Here is an 18,198-nt window from a genome sequence, read left to right on the forward strand (position 1 = left end):
AACCTGATTTTGCATTGCGGATGATGAGGGCTGCCTCCCCTTCGATCCGCAGTTTAGTCCGGCCCCTGCTCCCGCCGCCAATCGCAGGGGCCGGACAGTTTTTGACGGCAAAATCGAGAACGCGCCCGGTCGCATCCGGCCTTCCCAGTTTTTGATCGAATATGGCAGCCAGTCAGGCCCGGTCACATGAGTGTTATCTACCAATTGATAGATAGGTGTTGACTTGATGGGCCTGAGGGTCAATACATCGAAATGTACCTACCAACTAGTAGATAAAGTGGAGATGAAGCAGTGGCCCAGAATTTCGCAATCATTCAAGGCGGTTCCTCCGGCATGGGACTGGCGACAGCCAAAAGGCTTGCCGCTCGTGGCGTGACGCCTGTTCTGGTCGGACGGAAGGCTGAAAAACTTTTGGCCGCGAAGGCCGACATCGAAGCGGAACATTCCGTTGACGTGATAACTTGGCAGGCCGACGTCACTAACCCGGACGACGTGCAGTCTCTCGTCGGCAAAGTCGAAGCCTTTGAGGGCAGCATTCGCCATCTGGTAAATGCGGCGGGTTACTTCAGTCCGAAACCCTATCTCGATCACACGGCACAGGATTACGACCTCTATCACGACTATAATAGAGGTACCTTCCTGCTCACCCAGGCTGTTGTCCGCAAAATGACCGAGTCCGGATCGGGATCAATCGTCAATATCGGGTCCATGTGGGCGCATCAGGCAATCAAGGCAACACCATCCTCAGCATACTCAATGGCCAAGGCCGGTCTGCATTCCATGACACAGCACCTGGCAATGGAACTCGGCGAAAGAGGCATTCGCGTAAATGCCGTGGCGCCAGCGGTGGTGGAAACACCCATCTACGGCGCGTTTATTCCGGAAGACCAGATCTCACAGACACTCAAAGGATTTGATGCATTCCATCCAGTTGGCCGCATCGGTACAGCCGAAGATGTGGCCGCAACCGTCGATTTTCTTCTTTCAGACGAAGCAAGCTGGGTTACTGGCGCGATCTGGGACGTGGATGGCGGCGTGATGTCAGGGCGAAACTAGGCCAGCCGACTTCTTACATCCGCACCGTCGAAACGTCGACGGTGCGGTCGCACTCAGATTGCTTCGACGTAGTACCAGCGTCCCGCCTTCTTGCGGAACCGGCTTAGTTCTCGATGAGTGTTCAGTTTACCGGCAGAAAGGTACTTGGCTTCGAAAAGAACCGTGCCGTCGCGGTCTGTTTTGCGGCCCTTTTCCGTCTTCAGAACGTTCAAACCCGTCCAATGGTTTTCTGCCGCCCATCGTGCCGTACCAACGTCATCGAATTCTGCCTGATATTTCGGCCAGTATGTCGTTTTCAGGTAGGCAATGTTCCCCTTCACATAGGCAGAATAACGAGAACGCATCAGCGCCTCGGCTGTTTCGGGCAGGGCATTTCCGTCAACAAAAGGACCGCAGCATGCATCGTAACTGCTGTTACTGCCGCAGGGACAGATGTCATCGCTCATGCAGGCCTCCGAATTCACCTCTCGGTGCTCTCTACCACCGGCAGCCGCTCATCGCTATGGTTTCAGACGACTGACCTGGAAACCCGGATGCGTTCATGAGACTTGCGACATTCAATCTGGAATCATTTGGATCGGACAAATTCGATCCCGAAATTCTGGCGCCACGGCTGAGAGCACTCAAGCCGAAAATTCTTGAATTGGACGCTGATATTCTCTGCTTGCAAGAGGTGAATGCGCAAAAGGTGAAGGGCAACAAGAAACGTCATTTCCTCGCTCTCGATCTGTTGCTGGAGGGAACACCGTATGAGGCTTACCATCGGGCAACGAGTGACCGCCCCTCCGGTAAGGGGCCCGGAGACAGGCATAATCTGGTTATCCTCTCCAGATATCCTGTTCAGAGGTATTCAAGTCTCTATCAATCCCATGCCCATCCAGCCCTCTGGCAGCCCAAAACCGCTGAGCCGCCCTACGAGAGTCCGCAGACGGTGCTGTTTGAGCGGCCTGTTCTTCAGGCGGAAATTGACATTGGAGCAGCAACGCCTCTGCACCTATTCGCCGTCCATCTGCGCGCGCCGATTGCCGCCATGATCCGCGGCGCGAAGAGAGCTGATCGATCATGGAAAAACATTGCGGCCTGGGCGGAAGGATACCAACTATCTGTTTTCAAGCAGACCGCTCAAGCACTCGAACTGCGCCTGGCTGTGGAGCAGTTGCTCGATGACAACGCAGAAGCCCGGATTGTGCTGGCAGGGGACTTCAACGCGACAGGGGATACCGGCACTTTGAGGTTGCTTCGCGCCGACCCTGACGACACAGGGTCACCCGATCTGGAAAAAAGACGATTGTTCCAACTCGACCGCGCTCTCCCTCCCGAACGTCGTCAAACGGTCATTCACAGAGGGCGAGGACAAGCGCTTGACCATATTCTGGCGAGCGCGGCCATGACCGACTGCACAGTCGATTTCAAGGTGTTCAACTACGAGCTGCTCGATGAGGTTTTCGATGCAGATGGCAGTGATTATGCAGGGTCCTATCATGCGGCCATGCTGGCGGAATTTGCGCTCTGAGACGCCTCATGGCTGCAATGAGCTGATGTAGCGGGCTAGGTCGGCGATTTCCCGTGTCTGCAAAGACATGTTCGGCATTTTCGGGTGCGGATCGGCAAGGAATGTCGTGAGGGTTTCTTCCGTCCAGCCCGGGTCCCCGGCCATGTCGTAAAAGCTGGGAAGAGATACGCTCGAGACGGTCTTCTGATCTTCTGCGACGAGATGACAGGACGAGCACCATTGCAGCGCCAAGGTCTTTCCTGCAGCCGCGTCGGCTGCCTGCGCTGTTGTGGATGAAGCTGAAAGTCCCAAAACAGCTGCTGCGACAACAGGTAGAGCAAGACATGCATTTCGATATGCGGTTGCCAGGTTACGAACTGAATTGCCGGTCATGCATCCTCCTTGTTTTCGCCAGTCATCGTCATAGCTTCCTACTGACAGACTGAAGATGACCTCCAAACAGTCCATACGCCTTGCGGTGGATCAATCCCTCAACCACAGCGCGTTTTTGAATTGCTACTCGCGTTATCCTCAGCCACAGTGGGTGTTGGTTATTTGTTCCGGAGACGACTATGCCTATGAGTTTCAAGTCAGTCCTGTCAGTGTTTGGCGTTGCGTCCGCACTCGTCGCCTTGCCCGTGCAGCACATTGCGGCACAAGAGACGCCGATTTATTCACTCACTGACCGGTTTCATTCGGTAACGGCGCAAAGCGGAATGGTTGCCAGCCAGGAAGCCGTTGCGACGCAGGTCGGTGTCGATATCCTGAAACAGGGCGGAAATGCTGTCGATGCGGCAATTGCGACAGGTTTTGCCCTTGCGGTGACGTTGCCACGCGCGGGAAATCTGGGTGGCGGCGGATTCATGATGATCCATATGTCTGCCAGCGATGAGACCAAGGCACTGGACTATCGGGAAAAAGCGCCGGCCGCGGCATTCAAGGATATGTTTCTTGGCGACGACGGTGAGCCGGACAAGGACAAGTCAAGATATTCCGGTCTCGCGGTTGGTGTGCCGGGGACCGTCGCCGGATTTGCCGAAGCTTTTGACAAACATGGCAGCGGAAACCTCAGTTGGGCCGATCTTGTCGCGCCGGCCATCAAGCTTGCAGATGAAGGCATCACTGTAACTCCGGGCCTGTCGGGTGCTCTTGCGGCAAGAGTTGAGCGGCTAACGAAAGATCCGGCAACGGCTGAGATTTTCTACAAGGACGGAGGAGTGCCCTATCTGCCGGGTGAAACTCTGGTCCAGAGCGATCTGGCGAACACTTTGCGGATGATTGCCGACAAGGGCGCGGTAGGATTCTACCAAGGGCAAACCGCTGAACGGATTGCAGCAAAGGTCCAACAGGCTGGCGGTGGCATGACCGTTGAAGATCTTGCCGGCTACGAACCGGTCTGGCGCGATGCAGTCACCGGCACCTATCGCGGATATGAAATTGCGTCCATGCCGCCGCCATCTTCCGGCGGTGTTCATATTGTCGAGATTCTCAATATGCTCGAAGCCTTCCCGATTGCGGAGTTCGGTCCGAATTCTGCAGATACGATCCACGTCATGGCGGAAGCCATGCGGCGGGCCTATGCCGACAGGTCGAAGTATCTGGGCGATCCCGATTATGTGGATGTTCCGGTCAAGGGCCTGACGTCACCGGCTTATGCAGCAGAGCTTGTCAAAACAATCGATCTGGAAGTGGCAACACCGTCCGAGCAAATCAAACCGGCTGACCCACTTCCCTATGAGAGCAACGAGACCACGCATTTTTCAGTTGTCGACAAGGACGGGAATGCGGTTTCCAACACCTATACGCTCAACTTTTCCTACGGCGTGGGGATGACGGCCGATGGGACAGGTGTGCTGCTTAACAACGAGCTCGATGACTTTTCGGCAAAACCGGGTGTTCCAAATGCCTATGGATTGATTGGCGGTACCGCCAACGCCGTTGAGGGCGGCAAGCGTCCCTTGTCGTCGATGAGCCCGACACTTGTCTTCAAGGATGGGACGTTTTTTCTGGCGACGGGCTCACCCGGAGGGAGCCGTATCATTACAACCACTCTTCAGATCATCATGAACATTGTTGACCACAAGATGAGCATTGCTGAAGCCACTGCTGCCCCACGTATTCACAATCAATGGCTGCCGGACGAAATCAGGATCGAAGAAGGCTTGTCGCCTGATACGATCAAGCTTCTTGAAGCCAGGGGGCACAAAGTCGCGGTCAAGAATGCGATGGGTTCGACCCAGTCGATCATGAAAGTGGGCGATGTTCTCGCCGGAGCCTCTGACCCGAGACGTCCGGGCGCCTTGACGGCCGGCTATTGAGCCTTTGGCGGAAAGTGACGGTTGATCGTGCTCGGGCTGTCCAGGTCACGCAGATGCCGGAAGAAACTTTCCGCCGACACGGCCAGGAACGACATCAGGAGAACACCGATATAGGTCGAGTGCTCAAGCAGTTCGGCCCGGTCACCAACCACGACGTCGAAGATGGTGAAGCCAAGGAACACAACAATTGAGACCGTGATGGCAACGTCTGTGCGGTAAGCAACGCCGGGCTTGTCCTGAACCAGTCTGACCCCGGCCACCACAAAAAATGCCGCGGCAGCAAATTCTACCACGCCAGCAAAGACAAGCGTCGCCTGGATAAAGGCAGGGTCGAGCGAAAGCCTGTCAAAATACATGGTGAACTTTTCGACCCGGTGGTTTCCCCACCAGCGCAGCAAGCCGATGTCCTGACGGGCAAAGAACTTGTCGAGCCCGTTCAGCAACCAAAAACTGAACCAGAAAATGATTACAACGGCGGTGATGGGCTGACGGAGCGCGTGCAATTTGGTCACCTGGCATCTCGATTTGTAGATGCGGATTGCTTAGCGCCAGGTCCTTGCCATTCAGTTACATTCGGTGGGTGGGGGGCGTTTCAGTTTCGAAGCTGGTTAATCAATGGTGAAACGCGACTTCACTCTTTCGTGTTCTTGCCGTCCGCATATTCGTTCGTGACAAGCTTTGCGAATTTGCGGTCAAGTGCCATGCGATCCTGAGCCGGCATGTCGGGCCAGATGATTTGTGCGCCGACAAAGGCCGCATACTCAATCTGAGCGATCTGCATTGCTTCTTCTGCAGGCAGGCCGCGGTCACAATAGAGGCCAGCAACGAAATCGGTTCTCAGCTTGTCGACATCCTCCAGCACCTCGCGTGACGCTTTGTTCGACTGTGCGAACTGACGAACTTTTCGTTCCAGATCATGATCCAGATGATTGGCCAGATGGGACAGTTTCTGACGCCTGTCCTTGACCGCCGGGCCGAGTGTTTGGTCTGCGACATCCAGCGTGTTTTGTTGCTTCCAAGCCTGCATCATTTCCAGGATGAAGGTGCCATGGTCCTGGAAGTGGTGATAAAACGAACCGCGCGTGCGCTCGGCAGCGCTGCAAAGCGCCTCCACGGTCAGTCCGGCAGGGCCATCTGATTTCAACTGGGAAAGCCCCAGTGACAACCAGTCGGACTTCCCGAAACGCTTGCGTTTAGTCATCCTGTCCGGCTGCTCTTTTCATTTGTCTTCAACCCTGCCAGAGCTCCGATCCGGAGCATTCGGTCTTGCCACGCGATGGCTTTTCAGATGTGACGCTGTGCCCGGCTTCCCGAGACCCTGGCCTAAAGTCCGACCGAGCCCAGTAAGCCAAGTATGAGTATCGGCAGGAACAGCCAGCCTTGCGGCATGTCCTTGTATTTCTGCTTCTTAATCGGTGGAACTGCAAGGCCGAGAAGACAGAATGAAGCTGTAAGGGCTGTTGCCACCCAGGCTAGCTCCAGGCTTTGGGGCCGGAAACCGGCAATAACAAACAAAACCGCAAGCATGGCAAGAACGATCGTGACGATGTGCCAGCAGAAATAGGTCACGTATTTCGGAACCGGATGCAGATCCTGAGCCTTTAAAAGTGGAACGGCAATAGCGCGTCCGCCGGCAAATGTGTGAAGCAGACAGACCAGAAACGAAAGAAAGCTGGCGAAAAGTAGAAGAGAATTCATAGGATCATCCTTACAAACCATAACATATGGTATGTTATTTTGATTTCAGAACCGTTGCCAATGTGGCGTGCGGTCACAGGCGGGGGGATGCACTTTTTTTGCCTAGAGCGATTGTCTGTTTGACACCTGCAAAAGCCAGTGATAGCCCTATCCAAAGCGCTTTGGAGTTTGGTGATTGCCGAAGTCCGCTCATCCACAAAACCGCACAAACCGGGAGGGCAAGATGCCGATCAGAACCGTGGTCTGGGGCGAAAACGTCCACGAACAGCACAATAAAATCGTTGCGGACACCTACCCGAAAGGGATGCATGAGTGCATTGCGGAAGCTTTGAACGAAGCCCCCGAAATCAGCGCCACAACGGCAACACTTCAGGAACCCGAGCATGGTCTGACTGAGGAACGGTTGCGTGAAACCGATGTTCTGTTGTGGTGGGGCCATGCCGCCCATGGCGACGTTTCCGACGTGGTTGTCGATCGGGTCTGTGAAGCTGTCTGGTCAGGCATGGGCATGTTGTTTCTCCATTCCGCTCATTTCGCCAAACCGTTCAAGCGGCTTATGGGTGGGCCTTGCAATCTGACCTGGCGCGAGGCCGGTGAACGCGAAAGGCTTTGGGTAACCAGCCGCAATCACCCGATAACCAAAGATCTGCCGGATAGTTTCGAGCTGGAAATGGAAGAGATGTATGGGGAGCCGTTCGGTGTGCCGGAGCCTCTGGAAACGGTTTTCATCAGCTGGTTCCAGGGCGGCGAGGTGTTCCGGTCGGGTCTGACCTACAAGCGCGGCGCAGGCAGCATCTTTTATTTTAGGCCGGGGCACGAAACCTACCCGACCTACTACAACGACCACGTTCGTCAGGTGTTGAAGAACGGCGTCAAGTGGGCCTTCAACCCGATGGCCCGGCTGACCGACCCGAATGCAGCTCCGAATGTGCCGGTTGATGCGGCACCGGAGAAAATCGAGGAACGCGGCCCGAAACTTCACGCCGAAGGCGAAGAAGGGTATCGCTAGTATTCATTCCTTTTCAAAACCGCAGGTGTGGCCGTGTGTTCGGCATTCCTGCGGATGGAGAAATTCATGACGACTTCTGAAAAACCGGTCCGGATTCTTGTCCTGGGGACGGGAAATATGGCACGCGTTCATACCGAAGCTTTCCAGAAGATAACTGGCGTCGAGGTTGTTGCCGGCGTCGACAAGCGAGCGGAAGTTCTGGCTGAATTTTGCGATGGATTTGCAATTCCTCACCGGTTTTCGGATCTGGATGAAGCGATTTCCTGGGGCGAATTCGATGCTGTGACCAATGTGACGCCTGACGGCGCGCACCACCCCACAACGATGTCCTTGCTTAAGGCGGGTAAACACGTTCTTTGCGAAAAGCCGTTGGCCACCAACGCCCGGCATGCCGACGAAATGGCAGCGCTCGCCCGCACCGCAGGGCTGGTGGGTATGGTCAACCTGTCCTATCGCAATGTGGCCGTCCTTCAGGAGGCGGCCAAGCTGGTCGCAGAGGGTGCAATTGGCTCTCCCCGGCATTTCGAGGCGTCCTACCTGCAGAGTTGGCTGACGCAACCTGCATGGGGCGAGTGGCGCACGGAAAGCCAGTGGCTTTGGCGCCTTTCAACCGAACATGGTTCGAAAGGTGTGCTCGGCGACGTCGGAATTCACATCATCGATTTCGTGACTTTTGCCGCCGGAAGCCAGGTTCGCGATCTCTCATGCCGCCTGAAGACCTTCGACAAGGCGGAAGGTGGACGTATCGGCGACTATACCCTTGATGCAAACGACAGTTTCACATTACAGGCCGAGCTAGAGAACGGAGCGCTCGGAACCATCAGCGCGACCCGCTTCGCATCGGGCCATCTGAACGATCTTCGCCTGCGTCTTTATGGAGACAAGGGAGGGTTGGAAGTTCTTTTCGAACAGCGTTCCGAAAGTCTGCGCATCTGCCGCGAACCCGATCTTCAAACTGCCGAATGGCACGAGATTACAGTTCCTCCGGTGACTACAATCTACGAGCGGTTCGTTTCAGCTATCAGAGGTGAAGGCAAGGCCGAGCCGGACTTCGACCATGGTGCGCGGTTGCAACACGCGCTCGACGCTGCCGAGCGTTCTCATGCCGAGGGCAGCTGCTTCCTGAGGCTCTTCGACTAGACGTTCCATAAGAGCTGCAGCGGAGCTTTTGAAATGAGAAGCTCCGCTGCAGAAGTGGGTACTAGAGGCAGGGCAACAACGCGGGATCGATCGCCACAGCGACAGGCTTTTCCGGAAATTGCATTTTCTCTTTTAAAGGTCAGGCCCTGATACTTCGTTCAGAGCCAGCGACAGGTTTTTCTCAATTTTTAGACGAAACGGGTTTTATCCGGCAAAACCGGCGAAAACTCGGGGCAAAACGCACAAAAACTCAGAAGCAAAAAAATAGCGTTCTTCAGAAAAACAGGTGCTTGAGTCCTCCGCCTGGAAGCGGACCGGACAAAGTTGCTGGTTGTTGGTCCAGGAACGGCTCAGCAGTTACTGCGCAGAGTGTGAAGGCCGCTGAATGTCGAAACCAGGCACGAAAAAAGCCGCCAGATGGCGGCTTTTTCAACTCACTGGGGTAAGTGAGGAAAATTTGGAGCGGGCGATGGGATTCGAACCCACGACCCCAACCTTGGCAAGGTTGTGCTCTACCCCTGAGCTACACCCGCATAATGTTCCGGCACCCGGCGAAGTCCGCCCCGGCATCGGTGGCGCAGTATATGGACTAAGCTGAAGCGGAATGCAACACCGAATTTGCAGAAATTTTATTGGCTGTCGTTCTGTGGAGTTTGTGCGGCTTCTTCGTTTCAAACTCGCAGAATTCCGCCGCTTTTTTGCATTCTTTTTTCTTGTCGCCACCTTCCGAATTGCGTTAGACAGCGCTGAAAGCGATAATTTCAGGAAAAAACATGCCCGCATCCCGTGACGACCTCATGACCTTCTTCAAGGATCTGGAAATCGAGGTTACGACGACTGACCACGACCCGGTGTTCACAGTGGCCGAATCCGGCGATCTGCACGACAGGATCCCGGGCGGACACACCAAAAACCTGTTCGTCAAGGACAAGAAGGGCCGTCTGTTTCTGATCGTGCTGCTTCATGATGCTGAGGTCGATCTCAAGAAGGTTCACCAGATCATTGGCGGACAGGGGCGTGTCTCCTTTGGCAACGCGGACCTGCTGATGGAGGTGCTGGGCGTCGAACCGGGCTCGGTTACACCTTTCTCTCTTATCAACGACCGGGAGAGCCAGCGGGTCACGCCCGTTTTCGATGCGGCCATGATGCAGCATGAAGTGCTGAATTATCATCCGCTTAAAAATGATGCGACAACGTCGATCGCAAAAAGCGACCTTTTGAAATTTGCCGAGGCGTGCGGACACAGCGCTGCGGTTCTGGTCGTGAGCGAAGAAGCAAAAGCGGCCGGTCTTTGACCGGCTGATTTCAGGATTTGTAATTCGGTCGCTGCGGAGCCATGTTAGGGGCCAATTCAACCGAATATGATGATTTGATTCCAGACGGTCCGCGGCAAGCGGAGCCGTCGAAGTTTAAGAGGCGGCACATGAGCAACGGCAACTACAATATTGGCGGCCAGGTCGGCGGTGGTTTCGGCGCCAGCATGGGTGGCGATTACGGTAGCCAGGGTGGTGGTTTTGGAGGCGACGGTGGCGGTGATGGACCGACCGGTGGCGATCTCATTTTTGATGTGACCACGCAGACCTTCATGGCCGATGTTATGGAAGCCTCCCGGCAGCAGCCCGTTCTGGTGGATTTCTGGGCACCCTGGTGTGGTCCTTGCAAACAGCTGACCCCAATCATCGAGGCAGTTGTCAAAGCAGCCGGCGGTACCGTCAAGCTGGCCAAGATGAACATTGAAGACCACCCGGAAATCGCCGGGCAAATGGGCATTCAGTCCATTCCGGCCGTTGTCGCCTTCAAGGACGGTCAGCCGGTTGACGGTTTCATGGGAGCTCAGCAGGAGAGCCAGGTGAAGGAATTCATCGAAAAGCTTGCTGGTCCAGCGCCCGTGAATCAGGCTGATGCCTTTTTGGAACAAGCCGAGCTGCTGCTTGTTGAAAAGGACTTTGGTCAGGCGGCGCAGCTCTTCGGTGCTGTCATGCAGATGGAACCGGACAATGTGAAGGCCATTTGCGGTCTGGCACAGTGTTATCTTGGTGCGGATGAGCTTGAGCGCGCCGCGCAGGCACTGGAAATGGTGCCGGAAGACAAGCGCTCGGAAGAGGCCTATACGGCGGCAAAGGCAGCGCTCGACCTTGCTGAGCAGGCAGCCTCGCTTGGCGACCTTGCCGGGTTTCATGAACGGATTGAAAAGGACCCGCAGGACCTGCAGGCGCGGTTCGATCTGGCGCTCGGTCTCAACGGCAAGGGCGACAAGAACGGTGCGGTCGACCAACTGATTGAAATCGTGCGCACCGACAGGGAATGGAATGAAGACGGCGCGCGCAAGCAGCTGCTGCAATTCTTTGAGGCCTGGGGCTTCAAGGATCCGGCAAGCGCTTATGGCCGCCGGAAACTTTCCGCCGTTCTGTTTTCTTGACGATTGCAGCAAGTGACACACATTTAGGGAAGCATCATGCTGGCGATATTGCGAAAATAACGAAAACAATGAAGGCGCTGTAATGCAGGCAGGAAACGCCATTTACGAGACGATTGCGGACTTGCCTCCGGCTTTGCCGGTATTCCCGCTCTCAGGTGCCTTGTTGCTTCCTAGGACGCAATTGCCGCTCAATATTTTCGAGCAACGATATATCGACATGGTGGACGCCGCGCTTGCAGGCAATCGGCTGATCGGCATGGTCCAACCCTTGCCAGAGTGCCTGGCCGGAGATCCGGATACCCTGGATCTGGCAAGTGTCGGCTGTGTTGGACGTTTGACGAGTTTTCAGGAAACTGGAGATGGACGTTACCTGATCACCCTTCAGGGTATAACCCGGTTCTCGCTTGGCAATGAGCGCAAGAACTACAGCCGTTTCCGTGAAGTCGAATGTGATTTTGCCGCCTTTGCAAATGATTTGAGGTGCGGCGAGGGCGAAGACGACGTCGATCGGAATGGTCTTTTGAAAACTCTGCGCAGTTATCTGGATGCGAACAATCTGGAGGCGGATTGGCAGAGCGTTTCGGAAGCTGAGACGGAAGTGCTTGTCAACGCCTTGTGCATGATGTGTCCTTACGGCCCACAGGAAAAGCAAGCTTTGCTTGAAGCGCGGGATCTCAGAACCCGTGCTGAGACTTTGATTGCGATCACCGAGATGGATCTGGCAAGATCACAGAATGACGGTGGTTCGACGCTGCAGTGACCCCGTCGGCCGGAAAATCAGTGAAACCAGGCCCGCGCCTTTGAGAGACTGATCAATTATGAGCGAAACAAGTGAACGCACCGTAGACCGCAAGCTGTTGGAGTTGCTGGTCTGTCCGGTGACAAAATCCACGCTGGAATATGATGCGGAAGCGCAGGAGCTGATTTCTCGCTCCGCCAAGCTGGCCTATCCGATCCGAAACGGTATACCGATCATGCTGCCCGATGAGGCGCGCGCATTGGAAGATTGAGACGGAGTAGCTGACAAATATAAAAAGCCCGGGCCGTTGCCCGGGCTTTTTTCGTTTCTGTGAACCGGGTCAATACCCTCGGAACATTGGCATCAAGTTCAAGATAATGATCTGCCGCAGGAAGATAATCCCGAGCAGCAAGATGACCGGAGAAATGTCAATGCCACCAAGATTCGGCAGAAACCTCCGAATAGGCCTCAATGCAGGCTCGGTCAGATTGTAGAGCGCCCTGCCGATCGAATTGATGATCTGGTTGTTGGAATTGATGATGTTGAAGGCATAGAGCCAGGAGAAAATTGCACTGGCGATAATGATGTAGAAGTAGAGATCCAGTGCAATGAGGATCACGTTGAAGAGTGCGGTCATGGTCTGGTCCGTTGCCGTTCAATATCTGTCTTTGTCATCATGTAGCTTTCCGGCGTGGCCGCTGCAAGGCGAGCCGACATTTAACCGGGTTTTGTTTAATGCCTGCAACCAGCGATGCTAAATTGCAACAGTTGCACAAAACCGGGATTCCTTAGGCTTTGTATAAGCCTTAGTCGTGCTATCTTCCCTGCCAATGGGAATCCCTATGGATGTTATCTGAATGTTGAAGCTGTTTTCGCGCGCTGCGCTTGCCCTTGCCCTGAGCGCCGTGACCGGTAGCGCACTGGCTCAAAGTGGCGATCTTTCCGCTCAGGATGCCAATCGTCAGTTCGTGGTTGACCTGGGTATCGGCGCCATTGCCAAGCCGCGCTACGAAGCGGCAGACTCTTACCTGATCTATCCGTTCCCGATCATTTCGGTTGGCCGGTTCTATCTGCCGGGACTTGGGCAGGTTGTTGATGGCCGGCGTAAAAGCGGAATTTTCTTCTTTCCATCGTTCAACTTTATCGGCGAGCGCAAGGCCAGCGACAGCAATGACCTGCGCGGCACACGAACCATTGACTGGGCAGTTGAACTCGGTCTTGGCGGTGGGTTCCGGACAGAGCATTTCCGTGCTTTTGCCGAACTGCGCCAGGGTATCAATGGCCACACCGGGCAAGTGGGTCAGCTTGGTCTGGACGGTATCGTCTATCCGGCTGAAAAGTGGGAAGTGTCCTTCGGTCCACGCGCCGATTTCGCAACGGATGACTACATGGACACCTATTTTGGTGTGACGAGTTCCGAGGCCGCTGCAAGCGGTGGCCGCCTGACACGGTATGACCCAAGCGGGGGTTTCAAGAGCGTTGGCCTGGCAGCACGTGCCAGCTACGACTGGAACGACGATGTGCGTTTGCATATTCAGGGCGGGTATGACCGTCTGGTTGGCGATGCTGCCGACAGCCCGATCGCCAGAAATGGCAGCAAAGACCAGTTCAGCCTGGGCGTTGGCGTGAGTTACCGTTTCGCATTCGATCTCTTCGATTGAGTTGAAAAAGTAAACGACGATTGGAAAAGGAGGCCTTGAGCCTCCTTTTTTGTGAACGTGAGCACCGCCTGCTGAGCACAGCTCCCAAAAGCCGATCATCCAGGCCGGCCTGCAACGGCAGGCGTCCCGCCGCAACTTGGTCCGGTATTGACCTTTTAAAGAAGAAAATCGCAACCCCGATCCAGACGGCTTGCAGGCGCTCTGACTCCGTGCGCGCAGCCTGAGCAGGCGCGGGTGTATTGCGCTCCTGTGACTTGTGACAGTATCGTAGTGGCAATGCCGAGGGAGGAAGGCATGCGCGATCATGATCATGTGAGCGAGATCGACCGGGTTCTCAATGGCATTGAAACCGGCCGGGACGGGCTTGTCTCTCAAAGCTGGCGCCGTTGCGTTGAAACCTACGGCATGGACCCGACGCGTCCTGAGCCGGCGCATATCGTTACGGCCGATCAGCTTCGCGAACACCAGGAACAGTCGGAACGTCTGATTGCGACCGCCCGGTCTGGCCTTCAAAGCCTATTCAAACAGGTTGCCGGCCAGAATTACGTCCTCTTGCTGGCGGACGCAAAAGGCATTTGTGTCGACTTCTTCGGTGATCCACGGTTTGAAGATGAGCTGCGGCAGGCTGGTCTGTATCTGGGATCTGACTGGTCTGAAGAACTTGCGGGAACGTGTGGTGTTGGCTCTTGTCTTGTGACCGGCGAGGCCGTGACGATCCATCAAAGTGATCACTTCGGGCTCGCGCATACGCCATTGTCCTGCACGTCTGCGCCGATCTATGACACAAGCGGCAAACTTGCAGCCGTTCTCGATATTTCGTTGCTGCGGTCCCCCTCACCGAAGTCGAGCCAGAATCTTGCGATGAACCTTGTCAAGGCATCAGCACGGCGGGTTGAAATGGCCAACCTCATGGCCATGACGCGCCGGGACTGGGTTTTGCGGTTTTCGACTTCGGCTGAATTCCTGGAGGTTGACCCCGAGGCTGCTGTTGCGCTTGACGATAACGGCACGATTATCGGTATGACCCACGGAGCCAGGAAATGTCTGGCCCCTGATGGCCGAACCGACCTGGTCGGCACCCGGATCGATATGCATATGGATCTGGATGTCGATGCGTTGCCGGACCTAATGCGCGGCCGGCCAACGGAGGAACGGGTCCTGCGGCTTCGCGATGGGCGAGGCCTCTTCGGGCACGCTATCGCACCACAGTCAGCACGCCTCCCGCGTCATCACGAAACCGGCTCGGTCACGGGCCCCTTACGCAGTTTTTGCGGTCCTGATCCTTTGCTGCGGCAGCTCATGTCGAAGGTCGCGCGCCTTGCCCCGACACAGGTCCCATTGCTGCTCCTGGGTGAAACGGGAACCGGCAAGGAGTATCTCGCGCGGGCAATTCACGTGCTTGGCCCTGCGGACAGGTCGTTCCATCTCGTGACATGTGCGGGTTTGGACAAGCCACAGATCGACGGCTTGCGCACCGCAGGTGCGGGAACCCTTTTCCTCAAAGGCATTGAAGATCTGGATGCCGACGGCCAGGGCGCTGTTCTGGCATTGTTGGAGACAAGGGACGATTTGCGTGTGATCGCTTCCACGCGTCAGGACCCCGCAGGACCACAGGTTGCCCAACTGATTCGGCCGGAACTCTATTTCCGATTGGCTGGAGCTGTACTGCCAGTCTCTCCGTTGCGTCATCGCCAGGATTTTGAGTGGCTGGTCGACCGCCTCCTGAGGCGATCTCCCCGGAATTTCCGACTTTCTCCGGCGGCACTTGCCGAACTTCGCGGGCGGGAATGGCAAGGCAATATTCGAGAGCTTGCAACTGCACTCGATATTGCAATGGCGCTTTCGGAAGGGTCCGTAATCGATCTCCCGGATCTGCCTCCTCCTCCTCTTGCCAGGCACATTGAGACAGATCCGACGGAGGATCTGGAGTCGCTGCTTGACGCGTGTAACTGGAACATGGCCGTGACCGCACGGCGTCTCGGCGTAAACCGCTCGACGGTTCTGCGCCGTGTGCGCAAGGCGGGTCTGTTGCGCAAGATCTGACGCAACTGTTGCGCGTTGTTGCGCACGCAACGCCGCGACCACATTCAGGCATCTAAATCGCTCAAAGTGCGGCCGCTCGATGGCAAGTCGATGCCACCCTCTGCAATGCTCTCGCATCTGAACAAAGAGCGGAACTGCGGGAGGAATGCAATGCTCGACACACCTTTGATCCACCAGACGGAAACGTTTCTAAAGACGTTTGGCGATGCCCTTGAAGCGGGAAAGATCGATGAAGCGGTGGAAATGTTCCAGGACGATTGCTACTGGCGGGATCTGGTCGCTTTTACCTGGAACATCAAGACAGTCGAAGGCAAGGAGCAAGTCAAAGACCTGCTCTCGCATCAACTGGCTTCAACCGCACCCAGGAACTGGCAACTGGCCGACGGCGAGGTTCCCACCGAAGAGGGTGGTGTTGTGACAGCCTGGATCCAGTTCGAAACCGCACTTGCCCGTGGCTACGGCCTGCTCAGGCTCAAGGACGGCAAGATCTGGACCCTTCTGACAACGATGGTTGAACTCAAGGGGCACGAAGAGCCCAAAGGGTTTGACCGGCCCCTGGGTGCCAAACACGGCGCGGCAAAACATCGCGCGACCTGGAAAGAGGAGCGAGAGGCCGAAGCGACGGAGCTTGGCTATTCAAAGCAACCTTACTGCGTGATCATAGGCGGCGGACAGGGCGGAATTGCACTTGGCGCCCGGCTCCGTCAACTCGGTGTTCCGACCATCATCGTTGAAAAGAACGAACGCCCCGGGGACAGTTGGCGCAACCGGTACAAGTCGCTCTGCCTTCATGACCCTGTCTGGTACGACCATCTTCCCTATATCAAATTCCCTGAAAACTGGCCCGTTTTCAGTCCGAAAGACAAGATCGGCGACTGGCTGGAAATGTACACAAAAGTGATGGAACTGAACTACTGGACGCGCTCGGTCGCCAAGTCAGCCAGGTATGACGATGCAACAAAGGAATGGACTATCGTCGTGGATCGGGATGGTGAAGAAGTCGTCTTGCGGCCGAAGCAACTTGTCATGGCAACCGGCATGTCGGGCAAAGCCAATATTCCTGTGTTTCCCGGGATGGATAGCTTCAAGGGAGACCAGCAACATTCGTCCAAGCATCCGGGCCCTGATGCTTATCGCGGCAAGAAAGCTGTTGTCGTCGGCTCCAACAATTCAGCACATGACATTTGTGCGGCCCTTTGGGAAGGGGACGTCGATGTCACCATGGTCCAGCGCTCGTCAACCCACATTGTGCGATCAGATACGCTTATGGAAGTCGGTCTTGGCGCACTCTATTCCGAAGAGGCCGTGCGCGCGGGTGTAACGACCGAGAAGGCCGATCTCATATTCGCATCATTACCCTACAGGATCCTGCATGAATTCCAGATCCCGGCTTATGCGGAGATGAAGAAACGCGATGCCGATTTCTACGATGGTCTTGAAAAAGCGGGGTTCTGGCTTGATTGGGGCGACGACGACAGCGGTCTCTTCATGAAATACCTGCGCCGTGGCTCCGGGTACTACATCGATATCGGTGCCAGCCAGCTCATCATCGACGGTGAAATCAAGTTGAAGCGTGGTCAGGTGACTGAAGTCGTTGAAGACGGGGTGCTACTGGACGACGGGTCCAAACTGGAGGCGGATCTGATTGTTTATGCGACCGGATATGGGTCCATGAACGGCTGGGTTGCCGATTTGATGGGACAGGACATGGCCGACAAAGTCGGCAAGGTTTGGGGACTTGGTTCGAGCACGACCAAAGATCCAGGCCCCTGGGAAGGCGAGCAACGAAACATGTGGAAGCCGACCCAGCAGGATGCGCTGTGGTTCCATGGTGGCAATCTTCACCAGTCCCGCCACTATTCTCAGTTTCTGGCGCTGCAGCTGAAAGCACGGATGGAAGGTTTGCCCACCTCGGTCTACGGGCTCCAGGATGTCCATCATCTGTCTTGACTAAAAAAGCGGCCCGCACAACAAGGCGGACCGCAATCAACTAGAACTCAGCAGTGGCCTTTGAAGGACAAGAAGCGTGCTTTTTCTGGTCGCAAGAAAAATCAAGTGGGACAAACCTTTCCTATCGCTTCAGGTTCCGGTCGGCATCCGGACCTAATAGGAACATTTGATCAGCTTGATACCGCTCGGCAGTTTGGTGTTTTCGTCTCCACAAGCGCCAAGAATACGGCTGGGATCAAGATTGCTGGCACCCGTCAGATCCGCGCCGACAAGGCGTGTTCTCCTGAGCAGCGCGCCATCAAAATCGACGCCCGTCAAATTGGCGCCCGTCAGATCCGCACTGACGAGGCGGACGCCGCTGAAATCCGCATCCGCGAAATTGGCATTGTGAGCCTTGATGCGGTCGAGCTTTGCCTGACGAAGCCGGGCATTTTCAAAATTGGCGTTGCTCAGGTCGACTCGCTCCAGATTGACCTCGTCCATTTTTGCGCCTTTGAAGGACGCGTTTTCAGCAACGGATCTGATGAAAGAGGCATTTCTGATGTCCGAACCATCGAACACGGCGCCAGTCAGGATGGTTGTGTTCAGGTCGGCTTCGCGAAGGTCCGTGTCCTCAAACTTGGCGTTGCTCAAGTTTGCTTTTTCCAGATCGACGGAGCGCATGGTTGCGTCT

The 18,198-nt window shown here is 55.6% G+C and carries 19 protein-coding genes and 1 tRNA gene; 12 read left to right on the top strand and 8 right to left on the bottom strand.

Features of this window, described 5'->3' with window-relative positions; translation table 11 throughout:
* The first annotated feature begins 291 nt into the window (after positions 1-291).
* Complete coding sequence (locus ACZ1HV_RS17450) at positions 292-1,056, top strand: SDR family NAD(P)-dependent oxidoreductase (protein WP_298817424.1); 765 nt, start codon at positions 292-294, stop codon at positions 1,054-1,056.
* Between the two features lie 53 nt (positions 1,057-1,109).
* On the opposite strand, the gene ACZ1HV_RS17455 is transcribed toward ACZ1HV_RS17450, so the two are convergent.
* Positions 1,110-1,502 carry a YchJ family protein gene (locus ACZ1HV_RS17455; protein ID WP_472715853.1) on the bottom strand — a complete coding sequence of 131 codons (393 nt, stop codon included), beginning with the start codon at positions 1,500-1,502 and terminating at the stop codon, positions 1,110-1,112.
* 95 nt (positions 1,503-1,597) lie between these two features.
* Here ACZ1HV_RS17455 and ACZ1HV_RS17460 point away from each other — a divergent pair, with 95 nt between their 5' ends.
* Complete coding sequence (locus ACZ1HV_RS17460; RefSeq protein ID WP_472715854.1) at positions 1,598-2,569, top strand: endonuclease/exonuclease/phosphatase family protein; 972 nt, start codon at positions 1,598-1,600, stop codon at positions 2,567-2,569.
* A gap of 6 nt (positions 2,570-2,575) precedes the next feature.
* On the opposite strand, the gene ACZ1HV_RS17465 is transcribed toward ACZ1HV_RS17460, so the two are convergent.
* A complete protein-coding gene (locus ACZ1HV_RS17465) occupies positions 2,576-2,941 on the bottom strand; it encodes a c-type cytochrome (protein ID WP_472715855.1) in 366 nt (121 codons plus the stop codon).
* A 179-nt stretch (positions 2,942-3,120) separates the two neighbouring features.
* Between ACZ1HV_RS17465 and ggt the strand changes: the two genes are divergently transcribed.
* Positions 3,121-4,866, top strand: coding sequence for a gamma-glutamyltransferase (ggt, locus tag ACZ1HV_RS17470; protein ID WP_472715856.1), 1,746 nt, complete (start codon positions 3,121-3,123; stop codon positions 4,864-4,866).
* On the opposite strand, the gene ACZ1HV_RS17475 is transcribed toward ggt, so the two are convergent.
* The 3 genes from ACZ1HV_RS17475 to ACZ1HV_RS17485 all read right to left on the bottom strand — a co-directional run bounded on the left by ACZ1HV_RS17475 (position 4,860) and on the right by ACZ1HV_RS17485 (position 6,564).
* Positions 4,860-5,378 carry a hypothetical protein gene (locus ACZ1HV_RS17475; RefSeq protein WP_472715857.1) on the bottom strand — a complete coding sequence of 173 codons (519 nt, stop codon included), beginning with the start codon at positions 5,376-5,378 and terminating at the stop codon, positions 4,860-4,862. The two genes, ggt and ACZ1HV_RS17475, sit on opposite strands and share 7 nt — an antisense overlap.
* A 119-nt stretch (positions 5,379-5,497) precedes the next feature.
* On the bottom strand, positions 5,498-6,067 hold the full coding sequence (locus ACZ1HV_RS17480) for a TetR/AcrR family transcriptional regulator (RefSeq protein WP_472715858.1): 570 nt from the start codon (positions 6,065-6,067) through the stop codon (positions 5,498-5,500).
* 122 nt (positions 6,068-6,189) lie between these two features.
* Entirely contained in the window at positions 6,190-6,564 is a 375-nt protein-coding gene (locus ACZ1HV_RS17485; protein ID WP_472715859.1) for a hypothetical protein, read from the bottom strand.
* A 223-nt stretch (positions 6,565-6,787) separates the two neighbouring features.
* On the opposite strand from ACZ1HV_RS17485, the gene ACZ1HV_RS17490 reads away from it, so the two are divergent.
* Together ACZ1HV_RS17490 and ACZ1HV_RS17495 are read left to right on the top strand one after the other, a co-directional pair.
* Complete coding sequence (locus tag ACZ1HV_RS17490; protein WP_472715860.1) at positions 6,788-7,573, top strand: ThuA domain-containing protein; 786 nt, start codon at positions 6,788-6,790, stop codon at positions 7,571-7,573.
* Positions 7,574-7,639: 66 nt separating this feature from the next.
* Positions 7,640-8,713 (top strand): Gfo/Idh/MocA family protein, encoded by a 1,074-nt coding sequence (locus tag ACZ1HV_RS17495; protein ID WP_298817405.1) that lies wholly within the window; start codon positions 7,640-7,642, stop codon positions 8,711-8,713.
* A 458-nt stretch (positions 8,714-9,171) separates the two neighbouring features.
* Here ACZ1HV_RS17495 and ACZ1HV_RS17500 read toward each other — a convergent pair.
* Positions 9,172-9,246: transfer RNA gene (locus tag ACZ1HV_RS17500), tRNA-Gly, on the bottom strand.
* Between the two features lie 240 nt (positions 9,247-9,486).
* Between ACZ1HV_RS17500 and ACZ1HV_RS17505 the strand changes: the two genes are divergently transcribed.
* The 4 genes from ACZ1HV_RS17505 to ACZ1HV_RS17520 all read left to right on the top strand — a co-directional run bounded on the left by ACZ1HV_RS17505 (position 9,487) and on the right by ACZ1HV_RS17520 (position 12,142).
* The gene (locus ACZ1HV_RS17505) at positions 9,487-10,008 is read left to right on the top strand and encodes a prolyl-tRNA synthetase associated domain-containing protein (RefSeq protein WP_472715861.1); all 522 of its coding nucleotides are present in this window, start codon (positions 9,487-9,489) and stop codon (positions 10,006-10,008) included.
* 128 nt (positions 10,009-10,136) lie between these two features.
* Positions 10,137-11,132 carry a thioredoxin gene (gene trxA, locus ACZ1HV_RS17510; RefSeq protein ID WP_472715862.1) on the top strand — a complete coding sequence of 332 codons (996 nt, stop codon included), beginning with the start codon at positions 10,137-10,139 and terminating at the stop codon, positions 11,130-11,132.
* An 82-nt stretch (positions 11,133-11,214) separates the two neighbouring features.
* Positions 11,215-11,892, top strand: coding sequence for an LON peptidase substrate-binding domain-containing protein (locus tag ACZ1HV_RS17515; protein ID WP_472715863.1), 678 nt, complete (start codon positions 11,215-11,217; stop codon positions 11,890-11,892).
* A gap of 58 nt (positions 11,893-11,950) precedes the next feature.
* Positions 11,951-12,142, top strand: coding sequence for a Trm112 family protein (locus ACZ1HV_RS17520; protein WP_298817397.1), 192 nt, complete (start codon positions 11,951-11,953; stop codon positions 12,140-12,142).
* A gap of 69 nt (positions 12,143-12,211) precedes the next feature.
* Here the strand turns inward: ACZ1HV_RS17520 and ACZ1HV_RS17525 are convergent, their stop codons facing one another.
* Positions 12,212-12,508 (bottom strand): YggT family protein, encoded by a 297-nt coding sequence (locus tag ACZ1HV_RS17525; RefSeq protein WP_265679725.1) that lies wholly within the window; start codon positions 12,506-12,508, stop codon positions 12,212-12,214.
* 220 nt (positions 12,509-12,728) lie between these two features.
* On the opposite strand from ACZ1HV_RS17525, the gene ACZ1HV_RS17530 reads away from it, so the two are divergent.
* The 3 genes from ACZ1HV_RS17530 to ACZ1HV_RS17540 all read left to right on the top strand — a co-directional run bounded on the left by ACZ1HV_RS17530 (position 12,729) and on the right by ACZ1HV_RS17540 (position 17,525).
* Positions 12,729-13,532 carry a MipA/OmpV family protein gene (locus ACZ1HV_RS17530; protein ID WP_152499591.1) on the top strand — a complete coding sequence of 268 codons (804 nt, stop codon included), beginning with the start codon at positions 12,729-12,731 and terminating at the stop codon, positions 13,530-13,532.
* Between the two features lie 294 nt (positions 13,533-13,826).
* A complete protein-coding gene (locus ACZ1HV_RS17535) occupies positions 13,827-15,575 on the top strand; it encodes a sigma-54-dependent Fis family transcriptional regulator (RefSeq protein WP_472715864.1) in 1,749 nt (582 codons plus the stop codon).
* A 150-nt stretch (positions 15,576-15,725) separates the two neighbouring features.
* Positions 15,726-17,525: an NAD(P)-binding domain-containing protein gene (locus ACZ1HV_RS17540; protein WP_472715865.1), complete on the top strand. Its 1,800-nt coding sequence runs from the start codon at positions 15,726-15,728 to the stop codon at positions 17,523-17,525.
* 153 nt (positions 17,526-17,678) lie between these two features.
* Here ACZ1HV_RS17540 and ACZ1HV_RS17545 read toward each other — a convergent pair whose 3' ends face one another.
* Positions 17,679-18,188, bottom strand: a complete 510-nt coding sequence (locus ACZ1HV_RS17545) for a pentapeptide repeat-containing protein (RefSeq protein WP_472715866.1) — start codon at positions 18,186-18,188, stop codon at positions 17,679-17,681.
* Positions 18,189-18,198 lie beyond the last annotated feature (10 nt).

Source organism: Roseibium sp. JB4-4 (assembly GCF_055693425.1).